This is a genomic window from Mesorhizobium sp. B2-4-18 (assembly GCF_006441385.1).
In the GTDB taxonomy this organism is placed as follows: Bacteria; Pseudomonadota; Alphaproteobacteria; order Rhizobiales; family Rhizobiaceae; genus Mesorhizobium; species Mesorhizobium australicum.
In genome coordinates this window covers 1-21,967 of the sequence record NZ_VFUW01000011.1, presented here as the reverse complement: position 1 = coordinate 21,967, position 21,967 = coordinate 1, and the positions used below count along the sequence as shown (strand labels likewise).

Annotated in this window: 22 protein-coding genes and 1 riboswitch; of the genes, 7 read left to right on the top strand and 15 right to left on the bottom strand. The window is 62.5% G+C overall.

The features are described 5' to 3' along the window. Nucleotides 1-114: 114 nt before the first annotated feature. The 6 genes from ahcY to FJ527_RS23630 form a co-directional block, all read right to left on the bottom strand. A complete protein-coding gene (gene ahcY, locus FJ527_RS23660; protein WP_015314360.1) occupies nucleotides 115-1,515 on the bottom strand; it encodes an adenosylhomocysteinase in 1,401 nt (466 codons plus the stop codon). Nucleotides 1,516-1,707: 192 nt separating this feature from the next. Further along, on the bottom strand, nucleotides 1,708-2,004 hold the full coding sequence (locus FJ527_RS23655) for an HPr family phosphocarrier protein (protein WP_015314359.1): 297 nt from the start codon (nucleotides 2,002-2,004) through the stop codon (nucleotides 1,708-1,710). Further along, nucleotides 2,001-2,402: a PTS sugar transporter subunit IIA gene (locus FJ527_RS23650; RefSeq protein WP_010912939.1), complete on the bottom strand. Its 402-nt coding sequence runs from the start codon at nucleotides 2,400-2,402 to the stop codon at nucleotides 2,001-2,003. The genes FJ527_RS23655 and FJ527_RS23650 overlap by 4 nt, the downstream gene beginning before the upstream one ends. 164 nt (nucleotides 2,403-2,566) lie before the next feature. After that, nucleotides 2,567-3,013, bottom strand: coding sequence for an HPr kinase/phosphorylase (locus tag FJ527_RS23640; protein ID WP_140824172.1), 447 nt, complete (start codon nucleotides 3,011-3,013; stop codon nucleotides 2,567-2,569). A gap of 24 nt (nucleotides 3,014-3,037) precedes the next feature. After that, nucleotides 3,038-4,822: a sensor histidine kinase gene (locus FJ527_RS23635; RefSeq protein ID WP_015314357.1), complete on the bottom strand. Its 1,785-nt coding sequence runs from the start codon at nucleotides 4,820-4,822 to the stop codon at nucleotides 3,038-3,040. 83 nt (nucleotides 4,823-4,905) lie between these two features. Then, the gene (locus tag FJ527_RS23630; RefSeq protein ID WP_010912942.1) at nucleotides 4,906-5,607 is read right to left on the bottom strand and encodes a response regulator transcription factor; all 702 of its coding nucleotides are present in this window, start codon (nucleotides 5,605-5,607) and stop codon (nucleotides 4,906-4,908) included. Between the two features lie 344 nt (nucleotides 5,608-5,951). Between FJ527_RS23630 and FJ527_RS23625 the strand changes: the two genes are divergently transcribed. Beyond that, a complete protein-coding gene (locus FJ527_RS23625; protein WP_140824171.1) occupies nucleotides 5,952-7,562 on the top strand; it encodes a phosphoenolpyruvate carboxykinase in 1,611 nt (536 codons plus the stop codon). A 23-nt stretch (nucleotides 7,563-7,585) separates the two neighbouring features. On the opposite strand, the gene FJ527_RS23620 is transcribed toward FJ527_RS23625, so the two are convergent. Then, nucleotides 7,586-8,413 (bottom strand): oxidoreductase, encoded by an 828-nt coding sequence (locus FJ527_RS23620; RefSeq protein WP_140824170.1) that lies wholly within the window; start codon nucleotides 8,411-8,413, stop codon nucleotides 7,586-7,588. Between the two features lie 81 nt (nucleotides 8,414-8,494). On the opposite strand from FJ527_RS23620, the gene FJ527_RS23615 reads away from it, so the two are divergent. The 3 genes from FJ527_RS23615 to lysM all read left to right on the top strand — a co-directional run bounded on the left by FJ527_RS23615 (nucleotide 8,495) and on the right by lysM (nucleotide 10,501). Then, nucleotides 8,495-9,421 carry an AraC family transcriptional regulator gene (locus FJ527_RS23615; protein WP_140824169.1) on the top strand — a complete coding sequence of 309 codons (927 nt, stop codon included), beginning with the start codon at nucleotides 8,495-8,497 and terminating at the stop codon, nucleotides 9,419-9,421. A gap of 80 nt (nucleotides 9,422-9,501) precedes the next feature. Further along, entirely contained in the window at nucleotides 9,502-9,939 is a 438-nt protein-coding gene (gene arfB / locus FJ527_RS23610) for an alternative ribosome rescue aminoacyl-tRNA hydrolase ArfB (protein WP_140824168.1), read from the top strand. Nucleotides 9,940-10,030: 91 nt separating this feature from the next. Beyond that, on the top strand, nucleotides 10,031-10,501 hold the full coding sequence (gene lysM, locus FJ527_RS23605) for a peptidoglycan-binding protein LysM (RefSeq protein ID WP_140660102.1): 471 nt from the start codon (nucleotides 10,031-10,033) through the stop codon (nucleotides 10,499-10,501). Between the two features lie 70 nt (nucleotides 10,502-10,571). Here lysM and FJ527_RS23600 read toward each other — a convergent pair whose 3' ends face one another. After that, nucleotides 10,572-12,770 carry a TonB-dependent siderophore receptor gene (locus FJ527_RS23600; protein ID WP_140824167.1) on the bottom strand — a complete coding sequence of 733 codons (2,199 nt, stop codon included), beginning with the start codon at nucleotides 12,768-12,770 and terminating at the stop codon, nucleotides 10,572-10,574. 237 nt (nucleotides 12,771-13,007) lie between these two features. On the opposite strand from FJ527_RS23600, the gene FJ527_RS23595 reads away from it, so the two are divergent. Further along, complete coding sequence (locus FJ527_RS23595; protein ID WP_015314350.1) at nucleotides 13,008-13,637, top strand: alpha-ketoglutarate-dependent dioxygenase AlkB; 630 nt, start codon at nucleotides 13,008-13,010, stop codon at nucleotides 13,635-13,637. A 59-nt stretch (nucleotides 13,638-13,696) separates the two neighbouring features. Here FJ527_RS23595 and FJ527_RS23590 read toward each other — a convergent pair whose 3' ends face one another. The 7 genes from FJ527_RS23590 to FJ527_RS23560 form a co-directional block, all read right to left on the bottom strand. After that, entirely contained in the window at nucleotides 13,697-15,181 is a 1,485-nt protein-coding gene (locus FJ527_RS23590) for a nucleotidyltransferase family protein (protein ID WP_140719115.1), read from the bottom strand. After that, entirely contained in the window at nucleotides 15,181-15,858 is a 678-nt protein-coding gene (locus FJ527_RS23585; protein ID WP_015314348.1) for a glycosyltransferase family A protein, read from the bottom strand. The genes FJ527_RS23590 and FJ527_RS23585 overlap by 1 nt, the downstream gene beginning before the upstream one ends. Nucleotide 15,859: 1 nt before the next feature. Then, nucleotides 15,860-16,612, bottom strand: coding sequence for a glycosyltransferase family A protein (locus FJ527_RS23580; RefSeq protein WP_015314347.1), 753 nt, complete (start codon nucleotides 16,610-16,612; stop codon nucleotides 15,860-15,862). Continuing rightward, entirely contained in the window at nucleotides 16,609-17,658 is a 1,050-nt protein-coding gene (locus tag FJ527_RS23575) for a serine kinase (RefSeq protein WP_140660098.1), read from the bottom strand. The genes FJ527_RS23580 and FJ527_RS23575 overlap by 4 nt, the downstream gene beginning before the upstream one ends. Nucleotides 17,659-17,690: 32 nt before the next feature. Next, nucleotides 17,691-18,122: a PqqD family peptide modification chaperone gene (locus FJ527_RS23570; protein ID WP_140824166.1), complete on the bottom strand. Its 432-nt coding sequence runs from the start codon at nucleotides 18,120-18,122 to the stop codon at nucleotides 17,691-17,693. A 141-nt stretch (nucleotides 18,123-18,263) separates the two neighbouring features. Continuing rightward, the gene (locus tag FJ527_RS23565; protein WP_140824165.1) at nucleotides 18,264-19,364 is read right to left on the bottom strand and encodes a hybrid-cluster NAD(P)-dependent oxidoreductase; all 1,101 of its coding nucleotides are present in this window, start codon (nucleotides 19,362-19,364) and stop codon (nucleotides 18,264-18,266) included. Between the two features lie 77 nt (nucleotides 19,365-19,441). Next, nucleotides 19,442-20,689 (bottom strand): aromatic ring-hydroxylating dioxygenase subunit alpha, encoded by a 1,248-nt coding sequence (locus tag FJ527_RS23560; protein ID WP_140824164.1) that lies wholly within the window; start codon nucleotides 20,687-20,689, stop codon nucleotides 19,442-19,444. Nucleotides 20,690-20,801: 112 nt separating this feature from the next. Then, nucleotides 20,802-21,004: riboswitch (cobalamin riboswitch) on the bottom strand. Between the two features lie 491 nt (nucleotides 21,005-21,495). Here FJ527_RS23560 and FJ527_RS23555 point away from each other — a divergent pair. Beyond that, nucleotides 21,496-21,696 (top strand): DUF680 domain-containing protein, encoded by a 201-nt coding sequence (locus FJ527_RS23555; RefSeq protein WP_140824163.1) that lies wholly within the window; start codon nucleotides 21,496-21,498, stop codon nucleotides 21,694-21,696. Nucleotides 21,697-21,764: 68 nt separating this feature from the next. Next, nucleotides 21,765-21,967 (top strand): DUF680 domain-containing protein (locus FJ527_RS23550; protein ID WP_140711620.1); only part of this gene is annotated, 203 nt, incomplete at its 3' end.

Below are 21,967 nucleotides of genomic sequence, written 5' to 3'. Positions count from 1 at the left end.
ATCACAACAATAGCGCCTGCTGGAATCGGCGTGAAGAATCATTCGGCGCAAAAATAATGCCGGGCGAAAAGTCAATCGCCCGGCATCAATATCTTGTAGCAAATTCGGCTTTGGTTAATAGCGGTAGTGTTCCGGCTTGAACGGCCCCTGCGGCGTGACGCCGATATAGGCGGCCTGCTCGCCCGACAGCTCGGTCAGGCGGGCGCCGAGCTTGTCGAGATGCAGGCGTGCGACCTTCTCGTCGAGATGCTTGGGCAGCACATAGACCTGGTTCTGGTACTGCTCGCCCTTGGTGAACAACTCGATCTGCGCCAGCACCTGGTTGGTGAAGGAGGCCGACATGACGAAGCTCGGGTGGCCGGTGGCGTTGCCGAGATTGAGCAGGCGGCCTTCCGACAGGAGGATCATGCGCTTGCCGTCCGGGAAGGTGATCATGTCGACCTGCGGCTTGACGTTGGTCCACTTCAGATTGCGCAGCGACGCAACCTGGATCTCGTTGTCGAAATGGCCGATGTTGCCGACGATCACCATGTCCTTCATCGAGCGCATGTGGTCGAGGGTAACCACATCCTTGTTGCCGGTGGTGGTGATGACGATGTCGGCGGTCGGCGCCGCATCTTCCAGCGTGACCACTTCAAAGCCGTCCATCGCCGCCTGCAGTGCGCAGATCGGATCGACCTCGGTGACCTTGACGCGGGCGCCCGCGCCCTTGAGCGAGGCGGACGAACCCTTGCCGACGTCGCCATAACCGCAGACGACCGCGACCTTGCCGGCCATCATCGTGTCGGTGCCGCGGCGGATACCGTCGACCAGCGATTCCTTGCAGCCATATTTGTTGTCGAATTTCGACTTGGTGACCGAATCGTTGACGTTGATGGCCGGGAAGGGCAGCAGGCCCTTCTTCTGCAACTGGTAGAGCCGGTTGACGCCGGTCGTCGTCTCTTCGGTGACGCCGCGGATCGCTTCCTTCTGCTTGGTGAAGAAACCCGGCGAAGCCTTCAGGCGCTTCTTGACCTGGGCGTAGAAATATTCCTCTTCCTCGCTCTGCGGATTGGACAGCACGTCCTCGCCGGCCTCGGCGCGGGCGCCGATCAGGATGTACATGGTGGCGTCGCCGCCATCATCGAGGATCATGTTGGAGAGGCCGCCATCGGCCCACTGGAAGATCCTGTCGGTGTAATCCCAGTACTGTTCGAGGCTCTCGCCCTTGACGGCGAAGACCGGAATGCCAGTCTCGGCGATGGCCGCGGCGGCGTGGTCCTGGGTCGAGAAGATGTTGCAGGAAGCCCAGCGGATGTCGGCGCCGAGCGCCTTCAGCGTCTCGATCAGTACCGCCGTCTGGATCGTCATGTGCAGCGAGCCGGTGATGCGCGCGCCCTTGAGCGGCTTCTTGGCGCCGAATTCCTCGCGGCAGGCCATCAGGCCCGGCATTTCGGTTTCGGCGATATCGAGTTCCTTGCGGCCCCAGCCGGCAAGAGAGATGTCGGCGACCACATAGTCCTTGCTACCCGTCATGGCAGTGCTCCGATGCGAATTGTCTTGCTGTGAATTGATCGTTTGGCTTGCGAATTGGTTGCGGATGCGCCCGCGCCGGTCGGCGCGTCGAAGGGCGCGAATTGCCGGCCTGACTAGCAGATCGGGCTTCGCACGACAATGGGATATAAAGAAATCTTTATTCGTGCATGTCCCGGAGGGCTGACTTCCGGGTCAGCACTCCTCGCCGAAACGGGAGGCGACGAGCTGCTCCAGCGCGTCCATGACCTCGAGCGCCTCCGGGCCGCTGGCGGTGACGCGGATCGAGTATCCAGGGCTGGCCGCCAGCATCATCAGGCCCATGATCGAGGTGCCGCCGACCTTGACGCCGTCCTTCTCGACATGGACCGAAGCGTTGAAACCGCTGGCAAGCTGGACGAATTTCGCCGAGGCGCGCGCATGCAGGCCGCGCTGGTTGACGATCGGAAACTCCCTGACGATCTGGTCCTTGTCAGGCGACAGCGTACTCATTTGCTGCTCAAAAGCTGGCTGGCGACGTTGATATATTTGCGCCCCGCGGCTTGCGCTTCATCGAGCGCGGCCGCCATGTTGTCGCCCTTGCGGATCGACGACAGCTTGATCAGCATCGGCAGGTTCATGCCGGCGATCACCTCGGTGCGGCCGGACTCCATTACCGAGATGGCAAGGTTGGACGGCGTGCCGCCGAACATGTCGGTCAGCACGATTACACCCGCCCCTGTATCGACACGGGCGACGGCGTCGACGATGTCGCGGCGACGCTGTTCCATATCGTCGTCGGCACCGATCGCCACGGTTTCGAAATTGTCTTGTGGCCCGACGACATGTTCGACGGCATGTCTGAACTCGGTGGCCAGTTGACCGTGCGTTACAAGCACGAGTCCGATCATTCTTTGGTGGCTCCCGTCATCGCCGCTTCACAGGCGCATTTTATGCTCGCCAGCCAATCCAGGCGGCGGGAGCGCTATCTTGTCGACGCGCGGCCCGTTGACAAGCCCAAAATTGCGCCGGCCCACGCCATTTTGACGCATTGCAGCAAAAAACCCAGCGCGGATCATAGAAAAGGCAGGATCGACAGCCGCGCCATCACGGCGAGCAAGGCGGCCGCGACATTGCGCTCGGCCAGATCGATGCGCGCCACCGCACAGCCGGCGATGTCGTCGCTTGCATCCTCCTGGAAGCGTGCGATTTCGCCGGCCGGCAACAGGCGCACATGCAGATCGACGACGCAGGCCGGTTCGAACGGCAGGGGCCGTGGCCCATGTCCCGGCACCTCGGCAAGGCCTTCGATGGTGGCGGGCGCACGGCACACCAGCCGCCCGGCATGGGCTTCGACGAAGAGCTGATCGTCGCCGACGAGCCGTGAGAACAACCCGCGTTGCAGGCAATGGCTGATCAGCGTCAGAGCCAGCGTTGTCTTGCCCGACCCGGATGAGCCGCTGATGAGAATGCCGCTCTCGCCGATCAGCAGCGCCGTGGCGTGTATGTTGTCAGACCGCACGTCGCGATCCCTGGCGATTGGCGGTCATCCCTCGGCCGGGAGCGTCACGACGAAGCGTGCGCCCTTGATCTCGCCGGGCTTGGTGCCTGGTATGTTTTCGGCGGTCAGCGTACCGCCATGGGCCTCGACGATCTGCCTGGAGATGGACAGGCCAAGGCCGGAATTCTGGCCGAACGCCTCGCCGGCGGGCCGGTCGGTGTAAAAACGTTCGAAGATGCGGTCGATGGCGTCGGCGCGGATGCCGGGACCGTTGTCGTCGACGGTCAGGATGTTGAACTTGCCGGCGCGCGCCAGCGACAGGCTGATATGGCCATGGTCCTCGGGGACGAAGGAACGGGCGTTCTCGATCAGATTGGTGATGACCTGGCCGATGCGCAGATCGTGACCGACGACGACATAGCCCTTGGCGCCCTGCGGCAGCTTGGCAACTTTGAGCTCGATCTCGACCGCCTTCTTGTTGCGCGTGGTTTCACGCGAAACAGCGACGAGGTCGGTGACGAATTTCTTCAGGTCGACGGTGCCGGCATCTTCGCGCGCCAATTCCGCATCGAGGCGCGAGGCGTCGGAAATGTCGGTGATGAGGCGGTCCAGCCGTTTCACGTCATGCTGGATGATCTCCATCAGGCGCGCACGGGAGGTGTCATTCTTCGCCAGCGGCAATGTTTCGACGGCACTGCGCAACGACGTCAGCGGGTTCTTCAACTCGTGCGAGACATCGGCCGCGAAGCTTTCGATCGCCTCGATGCGCGCATAGAGCGCGTTGGTCATGTCGCGCACGGCAATTGACAGATTGCCGATCTCGTCCTGGCGGTCGGAAAAGTCGGGGATTTCCTCGCGACTCTTGACGCCGCGACGCACCCGTACGGCCGCCGCCGACAGCCGGCGCAGCGGGTTGGCGATGGTGGACGCCAGAAGCATCGACAGGATGGCTGTGACGAGCGCCGCGATGCCGAAGACGCGCAGGATCGCCTTGCGTTCGGCGGCGACGATCTTGTCGATATCACCGCCTTCGGTCGACAGCATCAGCACGCCGAGCACGGCGCGAAAACGCTGGATCGGCACCGCCACCGAGACGATCTGCTCGCCCTGTTCCGAGACGCGCACGATGGTCGACGGACTGCCCGTCAATGCCTTGACCACTTCCGGGAAGGCGGCGCCGTTGCCGCCGGGCTGTTCGTGATAGACCGGCAGGTCGGTGTTGCGGAAGAAGTCGAAGATGAATTTCTGGACGCGCTCGACAAGGTCGGGCTCCTCCTCCTCGACCGGCGGCAGGTCGTAGCGCAGGATCTGACCGCGCGAATAGAGATGGCGCGAATCGAGCAGCAAATTGGCGTCGCGGTCATAGATGCGGGCTCGGGTGCGGGTCGGCGAGATCAGCCGCCGCAGGACCGGCGCCACGCGCTCGGGATTGATCGGAAAATCCAGATTGTCGAGTTGGTCCGAGCCAGGCCCCAGGCTTTCGCCGGCCTGCAGCTCAAGCAGTTTTTCCGGGTCGATGCTGATCGAATCCGTCTCGACCGTCGCCGACGCCGCAATCGCGCCGGCGATGATTTCGCCCTGCGTCATCAGGCTTTCGACGCGCGCGTCGATCAGCCCGTCGCGGAAGGTGTTGAGATAGAGGATGCCGGTGACGAGCACCGCCAGCCCGGCGAGATTGAGGAAAAGAATACGCCGCGTCAGGCTGGAAAAGATATGGTGGCCGAGGAAGCGGCGCATCGGCACCGTGATTTTCGACACGAAGGAAGGCATGATGCGCGACGGCCGCCTGGCGGCGCCCGCCGGTCTAGTTCGCTGTGCTTCCACTGCCATCGAATAGCAGCTCCCGCTAGTCCCAGGTTTGACGTATGTCGCAGCCCCACACTAGGGACCGCTTCTGCTCGACATACATCAAATTACGCTTCGCGGAACCGATATCCGACTCCGTAAAGGGTTTCGATCATCTCGAAGTCGTCGTCGACAGCCTTGAACTTCTTGCGCAGCCGCTTGATGTGGCTGTCGATCGTGCGGTCATCGACATAGACCTGCTCATCATAGGCCGAATCCATCAGCGCATCACGGCTTTTTACCACGCCGGGACGCTGCGCCAGCGAATGCAGGATCAGGAACTCCGTGACGGTAAGCGTCACCGGCTCACCCTTCCAGGTGCAGGTATGGCGTTCCTGGTCCATGACGAGCTGGCCACGTTCGAGCGAGCGGGCCTGCTGACTCGGCGCTTTTGCCGCGGCCTCGCGGGCACTGGCACGGCGCAGCACGGCGCGCACCCGCTCGACCAGCAGGCGCTGCGAGAACGGTTTGCGGATAAAGTCGTCGGCGCCCATCTTGAGACCGAACAATTCATCGATCTCGTCGTCCTTGGAGGTCAGGAAGATCACCGGCAGGTCGGATTTCTGGCGCATCCGGCGCAGCAGCTCCATGCCGTCCATGCGCGGCATCTTGATGTCGAGGATGGCGAGATTAGGCGGCCTGGCCGCCAGGCCTTCCAGCGCGGACGCACCATCCGTGTAGGTCTCGACACGATATCCCTCGGATTCGAGGGCGATCGACACCGACGTCAGAATGTTGCGGTCGTCATCGACAAGCGCGATTGTTGCCATTTCAAGCGGCTCCCTCATGAGCTGTCCCTTCTGTCGTAGAGAAGGGGCTTTTGCAGGACAAATTAGGTACAAAATGTGGCATAGGCCTTAACCGCTGTCACGCGCGGGGTGCCGCCGGCCACAATCCGACCTCGACATGGATTGGACGAACGAACCTCGCCGATCCTTTGGGCAACCGTGAAACTTTTCGCATATATAAACGATTTAAACAACTTTCAAAATATTTAAATCGATTAATGATTTGATATCATTTGGCTTTTCTGGTTCTGACCATCCTAGCCTGCTTAGTGGGTGTGCCGGAAATGCGCCGGCAAAGATGCGGCAAATCTTGAAAAGGGTCACCAATGTCGGAAGTCGGCAAACGCAATCCTGCCTGCGCGATCGATCGTGTCGGTCTGAAAACCTCTGGCACGGTGCGTTACAATTTCGGTGCGGCCGCGCTCTACGAGGAAGCGATCCGGCGCGGTGAAGCCCGGCTGACCGCGCATGGCGCGCTGCTCGCCGAGACCGGCCAGCACACCGGTCGCTCGCCCAAGGACAAGTTCATCGTCCGCGACGCCGCCACCGAGCCGCAAGTCTGGTGGGACAACAACAAGGCGATCTCGCCGGCACAGTTCGACGCCTTGCTCGCCGATTTCCAGACCCATGCCGGGGACAAGGACCTTTATGTGCAGGATCTGGTCGGCGGTGCCGACGCGGAGCTAAAGCTGCCCACCAGGGTGATCACCGAACTTGCCTGGCACTCGTTGTTCATCCGTAACCTGCTCATCCGTCCCGAGGCGGCCGAACTCGAACACTTCGTGCCCGGGATGACGATCATCGACCTGCCGTCCTTCCGCGCCGATCCCGGCCGCCACGGCAGCCGCACCGAAACGGTGATCGCCGTCGACCTGACGCGCAAGATCGTGCTGATCGGTGGCACCTCCTATGCCGGCGAGATGAAGAAGTCGGTGTTCACCATGCTCAACTACCTCCTGCCGGAGAAAGGCGTGATGCCTATGCACTGCTCGGCCAATGAGGGACCGGCCGGCGATGCCGCTATTTTCTTCGGCCTGTCGGGAACCGGCAAGACCACGCTGTCGGCCGATCCGTCGCGCACCTTGGTCGGCGATGACGAGCACGGCTGGGGTCCGCACGGCATCTTCAATTTCGAAGGCGGCTGCTACGCCAAGACGATCAAGCTGTCGGCGGAAGCCGAGCCGGAGATCTTCGCCACCACGCAGCGCTTCGGCACCGTGCTGGAAAACGTCGTACTCGACGCCGATGGCATGCCGGATTTCAATGACGGCCGGCTCACCGAAAACACACGCTGCGCCTATCCGCTCGACTTCATCCCCAATGCCTCGAAGACCGGGCGCGCCAGTCACCCGAAGAACATTATCATGCTGACCGCCGACGCTTTCGGCGTGATGCCGCCGATCGCCCGGCTGACGCCGGCGCAGGCGATGTATCATTTCCTTTCCGGCTACACGGCCAAGGTGGCCGGAACGGAAAGGGGCGTGACCGAGCCGGAAGCGACTTTCTCGACCTGTTTCGGCGCGCCGTTCATGCCGCGCCATCCGTCGGAATACGGCAATCTTCTGCGCGAGCTCATCGCTCGCCACGGCGCCGATTGCTGGCTGGTCAACACCGGCTGGACCGGCGGTGCCCATGGCACCGGCAAGCGCATGCCGATCAAGGCGACGCGCGCCTTGCTCGCCGCTGCCCTCGACGGCTCGCTGAAGGCAGGTGCTTTCCGCACCGACGCCAATTTCGGCTTCGAGGTGCCGCTGGCGGCGCCTGGTGTCGACAGCGCCATCCTCGATCCGCGATCGACCTGGGCCGACAAATCGGCCTATGACCGGCAAGCGGCAAGGCTGGTCGGCATGTTCGCCGTCAATTTCGAGAAGTTCGAAAGCCATGTCGACGCCTCCGTCCTCGGCGCGGCGCCGCACATGCAGGAAGCGGCGGAATAGGCGCAGGCAGGACGTCGGTGCCGTCAGCCGTCGGTCGAGACAGTGACAGACTTCCACACCTCGATTTCCTGCCGGAGACGTTCGATTCTGTCCGACACGAGCTTGAGAGCATCGCTGCCAAGCAGAAGCTGCGGCGGCGGATCACTGGCGTCTACCAAGCCTAAAACGGCGGCTGCCAGTTTATCGGGATCACCGAGCTGCTTGCCGCTCTTTACCTGTCGCGCCTCACGTATCGGATCAAAAAGCGCGTCGTAGTCAGTGATTGATCTCTCTGTGCGGACCATTGATCGCCCAGCCCAATCCGTCCGGAACGAGCCGGGGCAGACCGCGGTCACGCGGACACCGAACGGGGCCATTTCCGAACGCATCACCTCCGATATGCCCTGGAGCGCAAACTTGCTGCCGCAATAGTAAGCAATGCCGGGCATGGTGATCATGCCGCCCATCGACGTGACATTGACGATGAATCCACGACGTCGCTCCCGGAACCGGGGAAGAAAAGCCTTAGCGACGGCGACAGCGCCGAAGACATTAACGTCGAACTGACGCCGCATCTCTTCGATCGGCGACTCTTCAAGCACTCCCTCATGCCCATAGCCGGCATTGTTGATCAGCACGTCAACCGGTCCATGTTCGTTCTCCGCCTGCCTGACCACGTCGGGTATGGCGTCGAATTCCGTTACGTCGCACAGTACCGGTCGAACTGCGGGAAGAACGTCGGCGAGCGCTGCGCGTGATGTCTCCGAGCGAACTGCGCCAATCACCTTATGGCCGATCTGGATAGCCGCGGAAGCTATGGCCAAGCCGAAGCCGGAATTCGCGCCGGTGATAAAGAAGGTCTTCTGTGACATGACTCGCAAGCTTTCCTTGATTGGTGATGAGTTGACAAATATTATGAGGAACCGAGCGTTTCGATCGCGGATTCTCTGAATTTGTTGCCAAATCCTATTCCTCCCAAACACGGACGATCCAAGCTGGTCGAGTTGGCCGGAGCTCTCGCCCCTCGTTGCGGCTACAATCCGACCGCGTTCAGCCGCGTCCGCATACTCCGGACGGAAGCCGTGCTTCACGACATCCCGGTCCTCTATAAGCCAGGCGCGGTGTTCGTATTACAGGGAAGCAAGCAGGGTATCCTCGAAAGGGAGATCTACCTCTACGACGAGGAACACTATCTGGCGGTTTCGGTGCCCGTTCCATTCCGCATGAAATCGATGGCCAGTTCGGAGCGACCATTGCTTGCGGTCTATGTTGAGTTCGATATGCAGATGGCAGCCGAGCTCGCCATACAAGCGCAGATGCATGCCGAACCGGCGAGCGGCAAGCCGCGAGGTCTCGTGTCAAGCAGGATGGCCCCCGAAATAGAGGATGTCCTGCTGCGCCTCCTTGTGGCACTTCGCAGCCCCGTTGAAGCTCTCGTCCTTGGTGACGGCATTCTGCGCGAAATGCATTACCGGGTGCTGGTCGGCCCGCAGGGCGGTGCAATGCTCGCGGCGCTGCAGCAGAAAGGCACGTCTGGAAGGATTGTCCAGAGCCTGGCCTGGTTGCGAGAGAACTACGGTTCTGAAATTTCGATCGGCGATCTGGCAAAAGACGTGGGCATGAGCGTTCCTTCCTACCATGTCCATTTCAAGAGCCTGACCGGCAACAGTCCAATGCAGTACGTGAAGGCGATACGGCTCCACGAAGCACGATTGATGATAGCACGCCAGAACAGGACGATCGCAGAGGTCGCGGCTTTGGTAGGCTACGCGAGCCCGTCCCAATTCAGCCGCGACTTCAAACGGCATTTCGGGCGCACGGCATCGGAAGAGACGAAATGGCTTCGTCGCCATCTTGGCGAACTCGCCTGGGCGTCGTGATCAGGATCGTATATGTCAGTTAGGGGCTGCGCTTTCGATCGGGCCTTTTCTTTTTCGGTCCGCCGCGCCATGACTGCGGCATGCCGATCGACGACGACATCATCATATCGGGCGAAGCCGTGATTCACCCGGGCGACCTGCACGAGGATTTCATCCGCTCGTCCGGTCCCGGCGGCCAGAACGTCAACAAGGTGGCGACGGCGGTGCAGCTTCGCTTCGACGCGCGGAACGCCGAGGGCCTGTCGGACCGCGTACGCGAGCGGACCATAAAACTTGCCGGCCAGCGCGCCACCAAGGATGGTGTCATCGTCATCGAGGCCGGACGCTTTCGCACACAGGAGCAAAACCGCGCCGACGCACGGACCAGGCTGGCGGCACTGGTCGCCAAGGCCGCAGAACCGCCGCCGCTGCCGCGCAAGAAGACACGGCCGTCGAAAGGCGCGGTCGAGCGTCGGCTGAAGAGCAAGGCGGGGCGCGGTACGATCAAGAAGCTGCGCGGTCGCGTGGAGAGCGATTGAGCAACACGCAAATCGTGCCCGCAAAACCACTTTCAATTTTGCGTTGCGGATGCGAGGTTTCCCTTGTTGCCACAGCAAGGGAGACCTAGAGATGGGTATGTTCGATTTCGTCAAGAACGTCGGCAAGAAGCTCGGCATCGGCGGCGACGAGGAAGCCGCACCCACCGCCGACACGCTCAAGAAAGAGCTCGATTCACACAAGCTCGGTACCGATGGCGTGCAGGTCGTTGTCCAGGGCGATACGGCGGTGCTGAAGGGCGTCGTCAAGGACCAGTCGATCTTCGAAAAGGCGGTCATCGCCGTCGGCAACACGCTGGGCGTTTCCAAGGTGCAGGCTGACGAGTTGCAGGTCGCGCCGGCTTCCGGCACGGCGACCGCGGCCAAGGAGCCGACCTTCTATACGGTCCAGAAGGGCGACAATCTCTGGAAGATCGCCGAAAAGAGCTATGGTAAGGGCCAGGGCGCCAAGAACACGGTCATCTTCGAGGCGAACAAGCCGATGCTGACCCATCCCGACAAGATCTATCCGGGCCAGGTTCTGCGTATTCCAGAACTTGGCTAATCGCCGGGCATGGTTGTATCAAACCGCTGAATCAGTGCGCCGCGCGTCCGAAAGGCGCGCGGCGTTGCCTTTACCAGCGGCGCTTCAGCGAAGCCGTGATGTTGCGGCCCTGGCCCATGTAGCAATAACCGGAATTGCACACCGTCGCGCGGTCATCGGCAATGTTGCGGACGGCGAAAGCGGCCGAGACACCTTCATACCTCTTGTCGATGGCGCCGAAATCGTAGGACGCCGAGGCATCGAGATAGACGGCGGCATCGTTCTTGGCGGTGTTTGACGTGTCGGTATAGGTCGCGCTCTGCAGCCGCACGCCGGCTCCCACCGAAAGGCCGGGTGCCGCACTGCCCTCGTCGAATTTGTAGTTCGCCCAGAGGCTCGCGACATGTTCGGGGGTGACGGCGGGGACCTTGTCCAATTCCGTCGAGTCAGGGCCGGCGCCCGTGATCTCGGCATGGTTGTAGTTATAGGCCGCGATCACGTCGAGCCCGTCCATGACGGCCGCGCGGGCTTCCAGTTCAAAACCATTGCTGGTGACCTCGCCCAGCGAACGATAGGTGCCCGCATTGGGATCGACGACTACCGGCTTGTTCTTCTCGACCAGATGGTAGGCGACCGCGGACAGCAGGATATCCGTTCCCGGTGGCTGGTACTTGACCCCCACTTCGAACTGTTCGCCCTTCGTAGGCTGAAGAATGCCGCCGCCATCGGCCGAGCGGTTCGAGATCGGTTCGAATGACGTCGCGTAGCTGGCGAAGGGCGCGACGCCGCTATCGAACAGATAGAGGGCGCCGGCCTGCATGCTGAAGGCGTTCTTGTCCACCGCTTCGGAACCGCCCCCAAAATAGTCGCGCGTCTGCTCGACCCAGGTCTGGCGGCCACCGAGCGTGAAACGCCATTTGTCCAGTTCGACCTGATCCAGCGCATAGACGCCGGTCTGGCTCAGATCCGCGTCGGACGCAGAGAAAGTGGTGTCCGGGGTCGGGCCGGAGACACCGTAGGTCGGGTTGGCAATGTCGAAATCGTAGGCCGGATCGGGCGGATCGAACCCATAGCCGAAGGACGAGGTCAGGTTCGTGTAGTCGAGGCCGAGAAGCAGCGTGTGGGCGAGCGCCCCGGTGTCGAACCTGGCCTCGACCTGATTGTCGGCCTGGAAGACGTTCATTTCGTCGCGAATTGCGGTCGCATAACGATGCGCGACCCTACCTGTCCAACCGGAGACCGCGAGATAGCGCGACCTCAGGTCGAGATGGGAGTATCGTACATTCTGGCGCACCGTGATGCCGCCGCCGAAATCGTGCTCGAACTTGTAGCCGACCTGCTGCTGCCGGATCTTCTGATGGTCATAGTCGGGGTCGCTCTCGCGCAGGGTGTGGACCTTTCCCGACGGATCGGTGATCACGCCGACATTGGAATCGGTCTCGTCCGCCTGCACCAGCCCATAGATGGTGAAGGACGTCGCGGCGTCCGGATTCCAGGTGAACGACGGCTGCAGCAAATAGCGGTCGTCGGCGATGTCGAAATTGGTGTCGCCGTTTCGCGCCAGGCCGACGATCCTGTAGAGGAAATCGTCACTGCCCTTGGTGACCGGGCCGCCGAAATCGAAGGCGGCCTGCGCCCTGTCCTTCGTGCCATAAAGCAGTTCGACTTCCCTGATCCTGTCCTCGGTCGGCAGCTTGGGCACCTTGTTGACGATGCCTGCCGGCGTTCCCGCGCCGTAAAGCACCGATACCGGTCCCTTGATCACCTCGACGCGTTCGAGCGAGTAGGGGTCGGTGCGGAACGTGCCGTAGTTGATATAGGGCTGGCGCAGGCCGTCCTTATAGTCGCCGAGCGTGGTTGCGTCGTAGCCCCTGATATAGATCTGGTCGAATCGCGGGTCGAATCCGTAAGCGCCGGTGCTGACGCCTGAGGAGTAGCGCACCGCCTCGATAATATCCTGCGCCCCGCGCTCCTCGAGTTCCTTGCGTGTCACCACCGAGACGGAACGGGGCGTTTCGATGAGGGGCGTGTCCGTCTTGGTCGCACCGGAGCTGCGCTTGGCAGCCACCGTCTTGTCGTCCTCACGGGACGTGTCGCCGCCGGCCTCGCCGCTGACCGTAATGGGCTCGAGCACGGTGGCGCCGCCCGATGCCTGGGTGCCTGCCTGCTGGGCGGAGGCTTGGTAGGCACCAGCCAGCGTCGCCAGGCATGTCGTGGCAAGCAGCCCTCGCCGCGACCAGATGCAGCCCCGTTCGATCGCGTTGAAGCCTTGAAGAAATGTCACTTCCATATCCCTCGCTCTCGTTGGCTGCCCGCGGCTTCTCTGGACGCGGAAGCTGAAAATTCTTGCGTCAACCGGTCCGGTTCTAAATCTTGACTATGTTAGTCATCTTTGTTCGTCAACCGCCATTTGGCCAAGACGAATTCGCTGCGGCCATCGCTCGTAAAAACCACGACCGCTTTCGGGTCGCCGTTTTCGTCTGGCGGTGGCATGCTGAGGCTTCGAACCATTCACATGAGCCAACCCATGCTCGTTCTGCCCAAAGGCATCCGTCACATGCCGGCCCATCTGTCCCGCGCCGTCCAGGAGACGCTGGTCGAGGAGGTGAGAAGCATTGTCCAGCAGGCGCCGCTGTTCGTGCCGGCCATGCCTCGGACCGGCAAGGAGATGAGCGTGCGCATGACCAATTGCGGCCCTCTCGGCTGGGTCACCGACAAGGAACGCGGCTATCGCTACCAGCCGACGCATCCGCTGACCGGAGAGCCGTGGCCGCCTATCCCCGACAGTCTGCTCGACCTGTGGCGGCAGGTGTCGGGCTATCCCAATCCACCGCAGGCCTGCCTGATCAATTTCTACACGCCGGAAGCGAAGATGGGCCTGCATCAGGATCGCGACGAGGCCGATTTCTCAGCACCCGTCGTCTCCGTCTCGCTGGGTGACGATTGCCTGTTCAGGGTCGGCCAGACTACCCGCGATGGCGCCACCAAATCGTTCAGGCTCAAAAGCGGCGATGTCGTCGTGCTTGGCGGCGAGGGCCGTCTTGCCTTCCATGGCGTCGACCGCATCTACCCTTCGACCTCGGCGCTGCTCAAGAACGGCGGCAGGATCAATCTGACGTTGCGGCGGGTGACGAAGCCCGACGAGGGCGCCGTATAGGCGAGGGTTCGCGCCCCGCACGGCGCCGCCGACCTTTGGGCGACCAGCGATAGTTCAGTTCAGCGCAGCGGTGAAAAAATCGCCGAGACCAGATGGAAAGGCAAAGCGCCGTAGGTGGCGACCGTCGCCTGATCGTCCCATTGGCGGAACTGCCGGGACGGTCGCGCTTCCAGCGTCAGGGCATGCTGTCGGCCATCGAACGTAACCTTGCCGCGAAAGCACAGCACCCGCTCTCCACCAGACCGGCTGATGGCCATCGCACGCAGACGCGCCACGTGGTCGTCGCCCACATTGATCTCCATTTCGATGCGGCGCCGGACCGGCGGGACGCTGATCCTGATCGTGATGTCCAGCATCATCTCCCCTGCCGTCGCAGGGCACGGTATGGCCTGCGAGAAGGCCAGGGGCGACTGTCCTTCCAGCGGCTCGCGAGGTGCCTGCCTGCCGCGCCATGCTCTGCCGCGCCATGCCCTGGCGGGCGGCTCCTGCCGCAGCCGACCGCTCTTGCGTCTCAGCCGCAACTGCTTGGCGAAGCCGCGCGACAGCCAGGTCAGCCTGCCGAAGTCGGTTCGCGGCTTGGCCTGCAGCACCGCCGACCAGCGTGCAAGGCCGGTGCGGTCGGCCATGTCCAGCACGCGCGCCAGCACCTTGTCAGGCACCGTCACGCCAACAGCGAGCGCAAGGTAGGAAAGCGCCACCGCCGCGGCAACGGCAAGGCCACGCCTGGCGACGACATCGAGGAACACGTCCCAGTCGACGCCGCCGGTGCGAATGGCCACCGCGCAATCGACCAGCCAATCGCTGTGGGTATGGGCATCGAGCCCGCCATGCGCGATGGCGAGCGCGATGCGATCCGCGGGCGACGGCACCAGCACGCCGACACCGCTGAATTCGGCCGTCGCCGCGCGCTGCCAGATCGCCTGGTCATCCTCGTCGCTTTGCTGCGAGCCGTCATAGGCAAGCTGGTGCAGATCGATATCGCCATAACTGCCCTTGAAAAAATTCATCGAGCGCAGCGACGCCAGCCTTGTCCTCAGATATTGGGGACTCACCCCGGTGGCGATCTGCCAGTCGCCGTCGCGCAGCACGCCGAATGCCGCCGGCATGTCCTGCGGCCGCACCAATATGTCGATGTCGTGCGCCACCCGGCCACGCTGCGCCGAGGCGTTCAAGGCAATGCGGCTGGCACCCTTGATCAGCATCACCAGGCAGCCGGAATCCGTCATCGCCTGCAGCGCCGGTTCGGCCTCGCGCATCGCCATGCGCGACTTGGTCCACAGCATCTTTTGCAGGCCGACAAGGCGCGGATAGGCGGATTGGCCGGCCAATTTCCGGCCGAACCGATCGCAGATCGCGGCCAGCAGCCGGTGTTCCCTGAAGGAGACAAGGTCGATGTCGTTCGCGCTTAGCCACTGCATGGCGCAACCGGCGGCCGCGTCCTCATCGACAAGAAGGGCAGCCTTGAGCAGTTGGTCGAGCCCGCCCGTCGGCCAGGACCAGCCATAGTCCGGGAAACGTCGGCTGATGCGGCGAATGCCCGCCATCAGCCCGCGCCGGCCTTGTTCCGGGCCCGTCGCAGCATGGCGAGCCGCGCCACTTCGAGATAGCCGCGGTCGCGCGCCGCATCGCGGCCATAGGACAGGCTGCCGGGCCTGATGCGGCGCAGCGCCAGCACCTCTTCCACCATGTCGAGGGCAAGGCCCGTCTCGCGTGCCCGCGCGATCCAGTCGATCATTTCGCCGCGGCCGCCCGGCGGATCGACGATTGGTCCGACGGTCTCGGCGGCCTCGCGCCGGATCAGCATCGTGGTCCGCGACCAACCGGGTACGATCGCGTCCTCGGGTGCATCGGGCCGGTCATTGCGGAAGTTTCGCAAATGGCAAAAAACGCCCGACGTTGCGGGATGCCTTTCGAGATGCGCGAGCTGTGTTTCGGCCTTGCTCGGCAGCCACAGATCGTCGGCATCGAGCGTTGCAATGAGCGGCGTCGACAAGGCGGCGATGCCCCTTGTCGTGGCGCTCCCAGGTCCGGCATTTGCCTGGCGCAGCAATTGCAGCGGCAGGTCCGTTCCGCCGATCGCCGCCGCGAGATCGTCGCTGGATCCATCGTCGACGATCACCACCAGCTCAGGCCGCACTGTCTGCGCCGCGACCGATCGCAGCGTCTCGGCGATGGTGCCGCTGGCGTTGAAGGCCGGTATGACGACGCCATAGCTCCGCATGCTACATGAAGCGCCAGTTGGCGAGTTCTTTGACATCGAAGATGCCTTCGATCCCGCGCAGTGAAGGGTCGGCCTTGCGCCGTTTCATCGATTTGTGGATGGCCCGCAAGAATTCCCGAAGGGATGTGTCGACCTGCTTTGTCATGTTGCCGGGATGACGTCGGTAGTAAAGCGATACGGTATCCGGCAGGACGAATCTGGGGCCGCTTTCAAAGGTGCGCAGCAGGTAGTCGGTGTCTTCGGCCTGGCCGAAGGCCTCGTCGAAGCCGCCGATCCGTTCGATGAGCTTACGCGAGAAAATGCCTGACGACAGATGAATTCCCCGCACGGTCATGAAATGGCTGCCGGGGCAGGGTTCCAGCAGATCGTCGTCGATGTGTTCGACCATCATCATCAGGGAATAGGTAAGCTCCAGAGCGGGGTCGGCGTCAAAGCATGCGATATCGGCCTTGAATCGTCCCGCAGGCGAGACATCATCCGAATCGAGGAACGACACGAGCTCCGTTTCCGGCGTGAGCAGTCTGAGACCAGCGTTGCGAGCCCGGGTCACGCCCATGTTCTCTTGCCGGAAAAGACGAATGCAGGGGTTCTCGGCCATCATCGAACGCACGGCCTCCGGCGACCCGTCGGTCGAGCCGTCGTCGATCACGATGATGTCGAGATCGGCGGCATCTTGCTGCCGCACGAGCGAGCGCAGCGCCGAGACGACATAGCGCTCGCGATTGTACACAGGCATGATCACGCTGAGCTTCACCGGGCGCCTCGTGTCAGGAAATCCTCGATCGTGCGGGCGATCTCTGCCGGGTCGATGCCGAGGGACAAACGGAAGCACGGCAGGTGGCGCGTCAATTCGCTGAAGAAGCGAAAGCCGCTTTCGCGCTCGCCCGGCATCTGGGCGATGCCGGACGGCGCCAAGGCAATCATGGCATCCCTGCGCGACACCGGCATAATCGAACTTGCTCCGCCTCCGCTGATATGTGGCACCACCAGCGCGACGATGTCCAGCATGGCGGGCACCGGCCGAGGCGCGATATCATGAATATGGAACGTGTGCTTGCCTTGCCAGTTCAGCGGGCCTTGCGCCGTTAGCCGCTGCCGCAGGCCCAGCCGGGCGAAACCTTCCGTGTCCTGCTTCAACGTCGAAAAAAGGGGGCGCGCGGTCACGCCGTCGGTGAGATCGATCAGCACATAGTCGTCGCCGACACTGTCGAGCCCGTTAAGCAGGCCGGCGGCGACGGTCCCCGATTTCCCGGCCCCGCCCGAGCCGGCAAGCAGAATACCGTTGCCGTCGATGCCAAGCGTGCCGGCATGCGTCAGCCGCATGCCGCGCGCGGCATATTCCCAGTGCAGGAAGGCGCGCAGCGGTGCTCCCGGCTCCCAGGGCGGAAAGGCATCGGCCGAGGCCATCAGCTGCACGCCGACGCGGCGGTGCGGATCGTAGACCTGCCAGAAATCCAGGTCGTGGAAATGGTGCCCGCGCAAACCGGCTTCGGCGAGCCGTTTGGCAAAACCGTGCTCGGTGAAATGGGCATCGCCCCAGTGCGCCGGCTCCGGGATGCCGTCAATGCCGGGATGCGCGATGAAGATGCGACCCGTGGACGGTGCCGGCTGGTCATGCCCGGGCTCGACAAAAGCATGGCCCAATGCATCGGCAAGCACGCCGTGACCGAGATGCGCGGTCAGCTCAAGCCAGGGCAGGCGAACTTTTCGCGTGGTCGGATAGCGCGCGGCCGCGCCTTCAGCGGCGGCGATGAGATACCGGGCGTAATCCGGCAAGGTTTCGAGCGTGACACGCGGCATCAATCGCCTTCCATCACGCTGCGGCCGCCCCGTCAGGAAGCCTGCTTGACCGCCGGCCAGCCGAGAGGTTCCTCGACCTCGTGGATGGGATCAACGACGATCAGGTCGGCGAGGTCGTCGTGAATGCTCACATTGAGCGGCTCGTTCGTGGCGGCAAGCTCGGCAGGCAAATCGCCCGGCAAAGGCTGCGCCGCCGCGTCCAAGCGCACCAGCAAACCCAATTCGAGCAATTGCGATATGAAGCGTTCGAGTTCGGCCTGGCCTATTGTCGAGCCGCCGGCGCCCAGCCCGACCAGAGCCTGGGCGTCCGCGCCGGATGAAAGCGCTTGCCATACCTTGCTGCCGGAATCGGAAAAGCCGAAATATTTGCCATTGGCAAGATTGAGCACCACGGCCTCGCCATCGAAAGATTCGAAAACGATATCCCGGCTCGCTACCGCATAGGCGTGGGAGTCATGCGTCATTGTTGCCCCGTCCTGCATTTCCTGCCCGCCAGCAGGACCGCTTCCACCAACAACGCCTGTAAACTTTCAGGTCTTCCTTGGCAAGGTAACCTTTGCCGGCAACGCGGGACCATTTCCGGGTTCAGTCGAAAGCCGGGCGGATCAAGCCTCGATTTCAAGCGGCGACAATGGCTTGGAACAACAGGCCAGGATGAAGCCATCATCGATCTCATGATCGAGGATGCCGCCATTGTGGCTCATCTCGACGCTGCCGGAGACTTTCTTCACTTTGCAAGTTCCGCAAAGGCCGAATTCGCAGGCGGCCGGTATTCGCACACCCGAGGCGCGCGCCGTCTGCAGCACGGTCTGGCCGGCGACACAGTCGGCGTCGACATCCGAAAGCGCGAAGCGGATCGGCGTCGCGGCTTCGACGCAAATCGCCGCGCCGTCTTCAGCCGGCGAGGCAAACGGCGCTGGGATTTCCTCCATCGCCGGCGCGGCAAAGCTCTCCTGATGGTATTTTGCCATGTCGAACCCGGCGGCCTCCAGCATGCCGCGCACGGCGCGCATGAAAGGGTCGGGGCCGCAGCAGAAGATTTCGCGTTCGCGGAAATCGGGCGCCAGGAGCGGCAGCCGGATGGCGTCGATGCGGCCCATATGGCCGTACCAGCCCTCGCGGCTCGACCGCTCCTCGATCATGAAGCCGAGCGACAGGCCCGGCATATGGCCGCCGAGCAGTTCGAGTTCCTTGCGAAAGATGATCTCTTCCGGGCGCCGCGCGCAATTGACGAAGCCGACATCGGTCCATGGCGCGCAGTCGTTCAGCCAGCGCAGCATCGACATCATCGGCGTCACGCCCGAACCGGCCGAGATGAACAGGTATTTCGCCGCCGGGTGGCTGTGCAGCGAAAAGTCGCCGCCCGGTCCAGAGGCCTTGACGTGCGAGCCGGGCGTCAGGTGATCGAACATCCAGCGTGTGCCGACGCTGCCCGCCTGCGCCTTCACCGTCACCGCGATCGAGAATGGCCGTGACGGCGATGATGACAGCGTGTAGGTGCGCATCAGCGGGCCGTCCGGTGTCGGCAATTCCAGCGTCACGAACTGGCCCGGCTTGTAGCGGAACCAGGTCTGGTTGTCGGAGCGGAAGGTGAAGGTCTTGACGTCGGGCGCCTCGTCGCTGACGCCGGTTACTTCCAGCACCTGCAGCCTGTCGTTCCACGGCGCCATCTGGTCGAGGTGGCGATAGAGGCCAAGATCAGTCATGGCGTTCATCCCTGCATACCTTTCATTTTGGGCGTGTCGTGATCCCAAAGCCGCTGCACAGTTTTGGCCGACATGCGCTAGGCGACACTGCGCAGAGCAGGCCAGCCGTCTTCGGAAAGCCGTGGGCCGATAAAGCGCGCGTACCAGTCGACGAACTGGATGACGCCGCCCTCGTGCAGCTCCGAATAGGGACCGGGCTCGTAGGCCGGCGACAGGATGCCGAAGGCGTTTTCCTCGACGATGCGGCGGTCCTGGTCGTTGGTCTCGGTCCAGACATGGGTGAGTTCGGCGAGATCGTAGTCGACGCCTTCCACGGCATCCTTGTGGACCAGCCATTTGGTCGTAACCGCTGTTTCCGTGGCGCTGACCGGCAGCACGCGGAACGTCACCGCATGATCCACGAGGATATGGTTCCAGGTTGTCGGGTAGTGATAGTGCATCAGCGTGCCGATCCGGTCGGCCGAGACGCTGTCGGACAGGTTCTTCTTCACCGCCCGCTTGCCGGTCATCGTGTAGCTCTGGGCATCGCGCAGCAGCGGCGCGCGGGTGGCGCGGTATTGTCCGGCCGGGTCGATGCGAAACTTGCTGGGCAGGCCAACAGCTTCGCACTTCGCCCAGTGGGCCAGCATCTCCGGATCGCTGTCGGCGCCTTGCACGCCGGTCACGGTCGGCGCTTCCGGGAAGGTCTTGCACAGCTCAGGATGGTTGCCCGCGCAATGGTAGCATTCGCGGTTGTTTTCCCAGACCAGCTTCCAGTTGCCCTTCTCGATGATCGTGCTCTCGAAGGCGATCTTGGCCTCGCTCAGCCGGTGCGGCTGGAGATAGGGCTCGATCATCGCCCGCATCGGCGCGAAGTCGGCGGGCTCCTTGGCCAGGCAGATGAAGACATAGCCGGCGACGCTTTCGCAGGCGACCGGCTTGAGCCCGAACTGGCTCTTGTCGAACCCATCGGCCATCTGGCGAGCGAACAGCAGCCGGCCGTCGAGTTCGTAGGTCCACTGGTGATAGGGACACACCAGTTTGGCGGCCATACCCTTCTCGGTGTTGCAGACGCGGCTGCCGCGATGGCGGCAGGAATTGTGGAAAGCGTTGATCTTGCCCTGCTGATCGCGCACCAGCACGACCGGATAGTCGCCGATCTGCACGGTGATGAAGCTGCCCGGCTTGGGCAACTCGCAATCATGGCCGATGAACAGCCAGTCGCGATACCAGATCAGTTCCATGTCAAGCTTGAAGTAGTCCGGGTCGGTATAGAAGGGCTGTTCCAGCGAAAGGCCCTGTCTGCGGCCGTTCAAAAGCCTCAGCATGTCGTTGCGCGCGTCCATGTCCTGTCCTCATTTTCAAGGACTGAACTGGTGGTGATGGAGGAAGGACTGGGCGCAAGCCGGCGAAAGCCGGACAACACCATCCGCCCCTTGACCGCCCACCGCGATCAGTCGAGTTCTAGCGATCTCGGGCTGGTTTCCGGGCTCTGGAGTTGTCCTGGCGGACCATCGCGACACCTTCCCAAGCTTTCGCCCAGTGGTCTCCCGTTGCGACTTGAACTCCACCACCGTTGCGGGGGCAGCGCCGGAATCTGACCGGCTTCCCAATTCTCCGCTCCGTCGTCACGCAGCGGCACCTGAGATCGCTCGATCTAATCACGACAGGGTTTGCGACATCGGCACGAAAGCGACATCGCATCCATGCGGCGCGACACGTACGCGGGATCGTCCCGGCGCGGTTGCAGCGGGGGAATCGCCTCTTCTCGCCAGGTGCGCGGGCACCGTTTTCGACCCTCAGCGGGCCGGAAAAGGGTTAATGGTTTCGAAAAGTGACTATTAGCAGAGTCTAAAATCGAACCGAACGGTTCGTTTCTGTTGACGGTGCGTGCAGGACGGTGTGAACGCCCAGCCTTCCGACACAGTTGGTGATCGGGGCGTGATCTTATGCAACTATTTGATATCAAATGGAAAAATAAGACATGTAGAAGGCGTTGGTACAATTTCAAGTGGTGGAGTCATGGTCCACGCTGAACAACTTCGTGATTGGAAACGGCAAGGGGGCTCTCCCACATCGGGGCTGTCCGAACGACGCGATTTAATCCCAAGACACGCCGCTAGACGGACGGGAAAAATACTGGAGTACAAAAATGAAAAAGATCATTCTCACTGCCGCCGCCCTTCTGGCTATTTCCGGCAGCGCCTTCGCTAGCAGCGACCATTATGGTTCGAACGCCGCGACCCCCACGGCCACTGTCGACAGCTCCTACACCGGTTCGACCAAGAAGTCGGAGCCGGCTGCCCAGACGCCTGTGACGGGCGCCGACCACAACCTCTTCGGCAACAATTAATAGCCATCCCCGGCACGCGGCGGGTGACCCTGCCGCGCTGGTGGACCTACAAATTCAGGAGTATTAAAATGAACAAGATCCTCATTGCTGCCGCCGCCGTTCTGGCCCTCTCCGGCAGCGCTTTCGCGGGCAGCGACAACTATGGCTCCAACGGCGCCAACCAGGCTGCTGCCGCTTCGACCGACAATTCGAACACCGCGTCGATCGGCAAGTCGGCTCCGGCCACCTCGGCGCCTGTCCAGCAGGGCAGCGACCGCAACCTCTTCGGCCA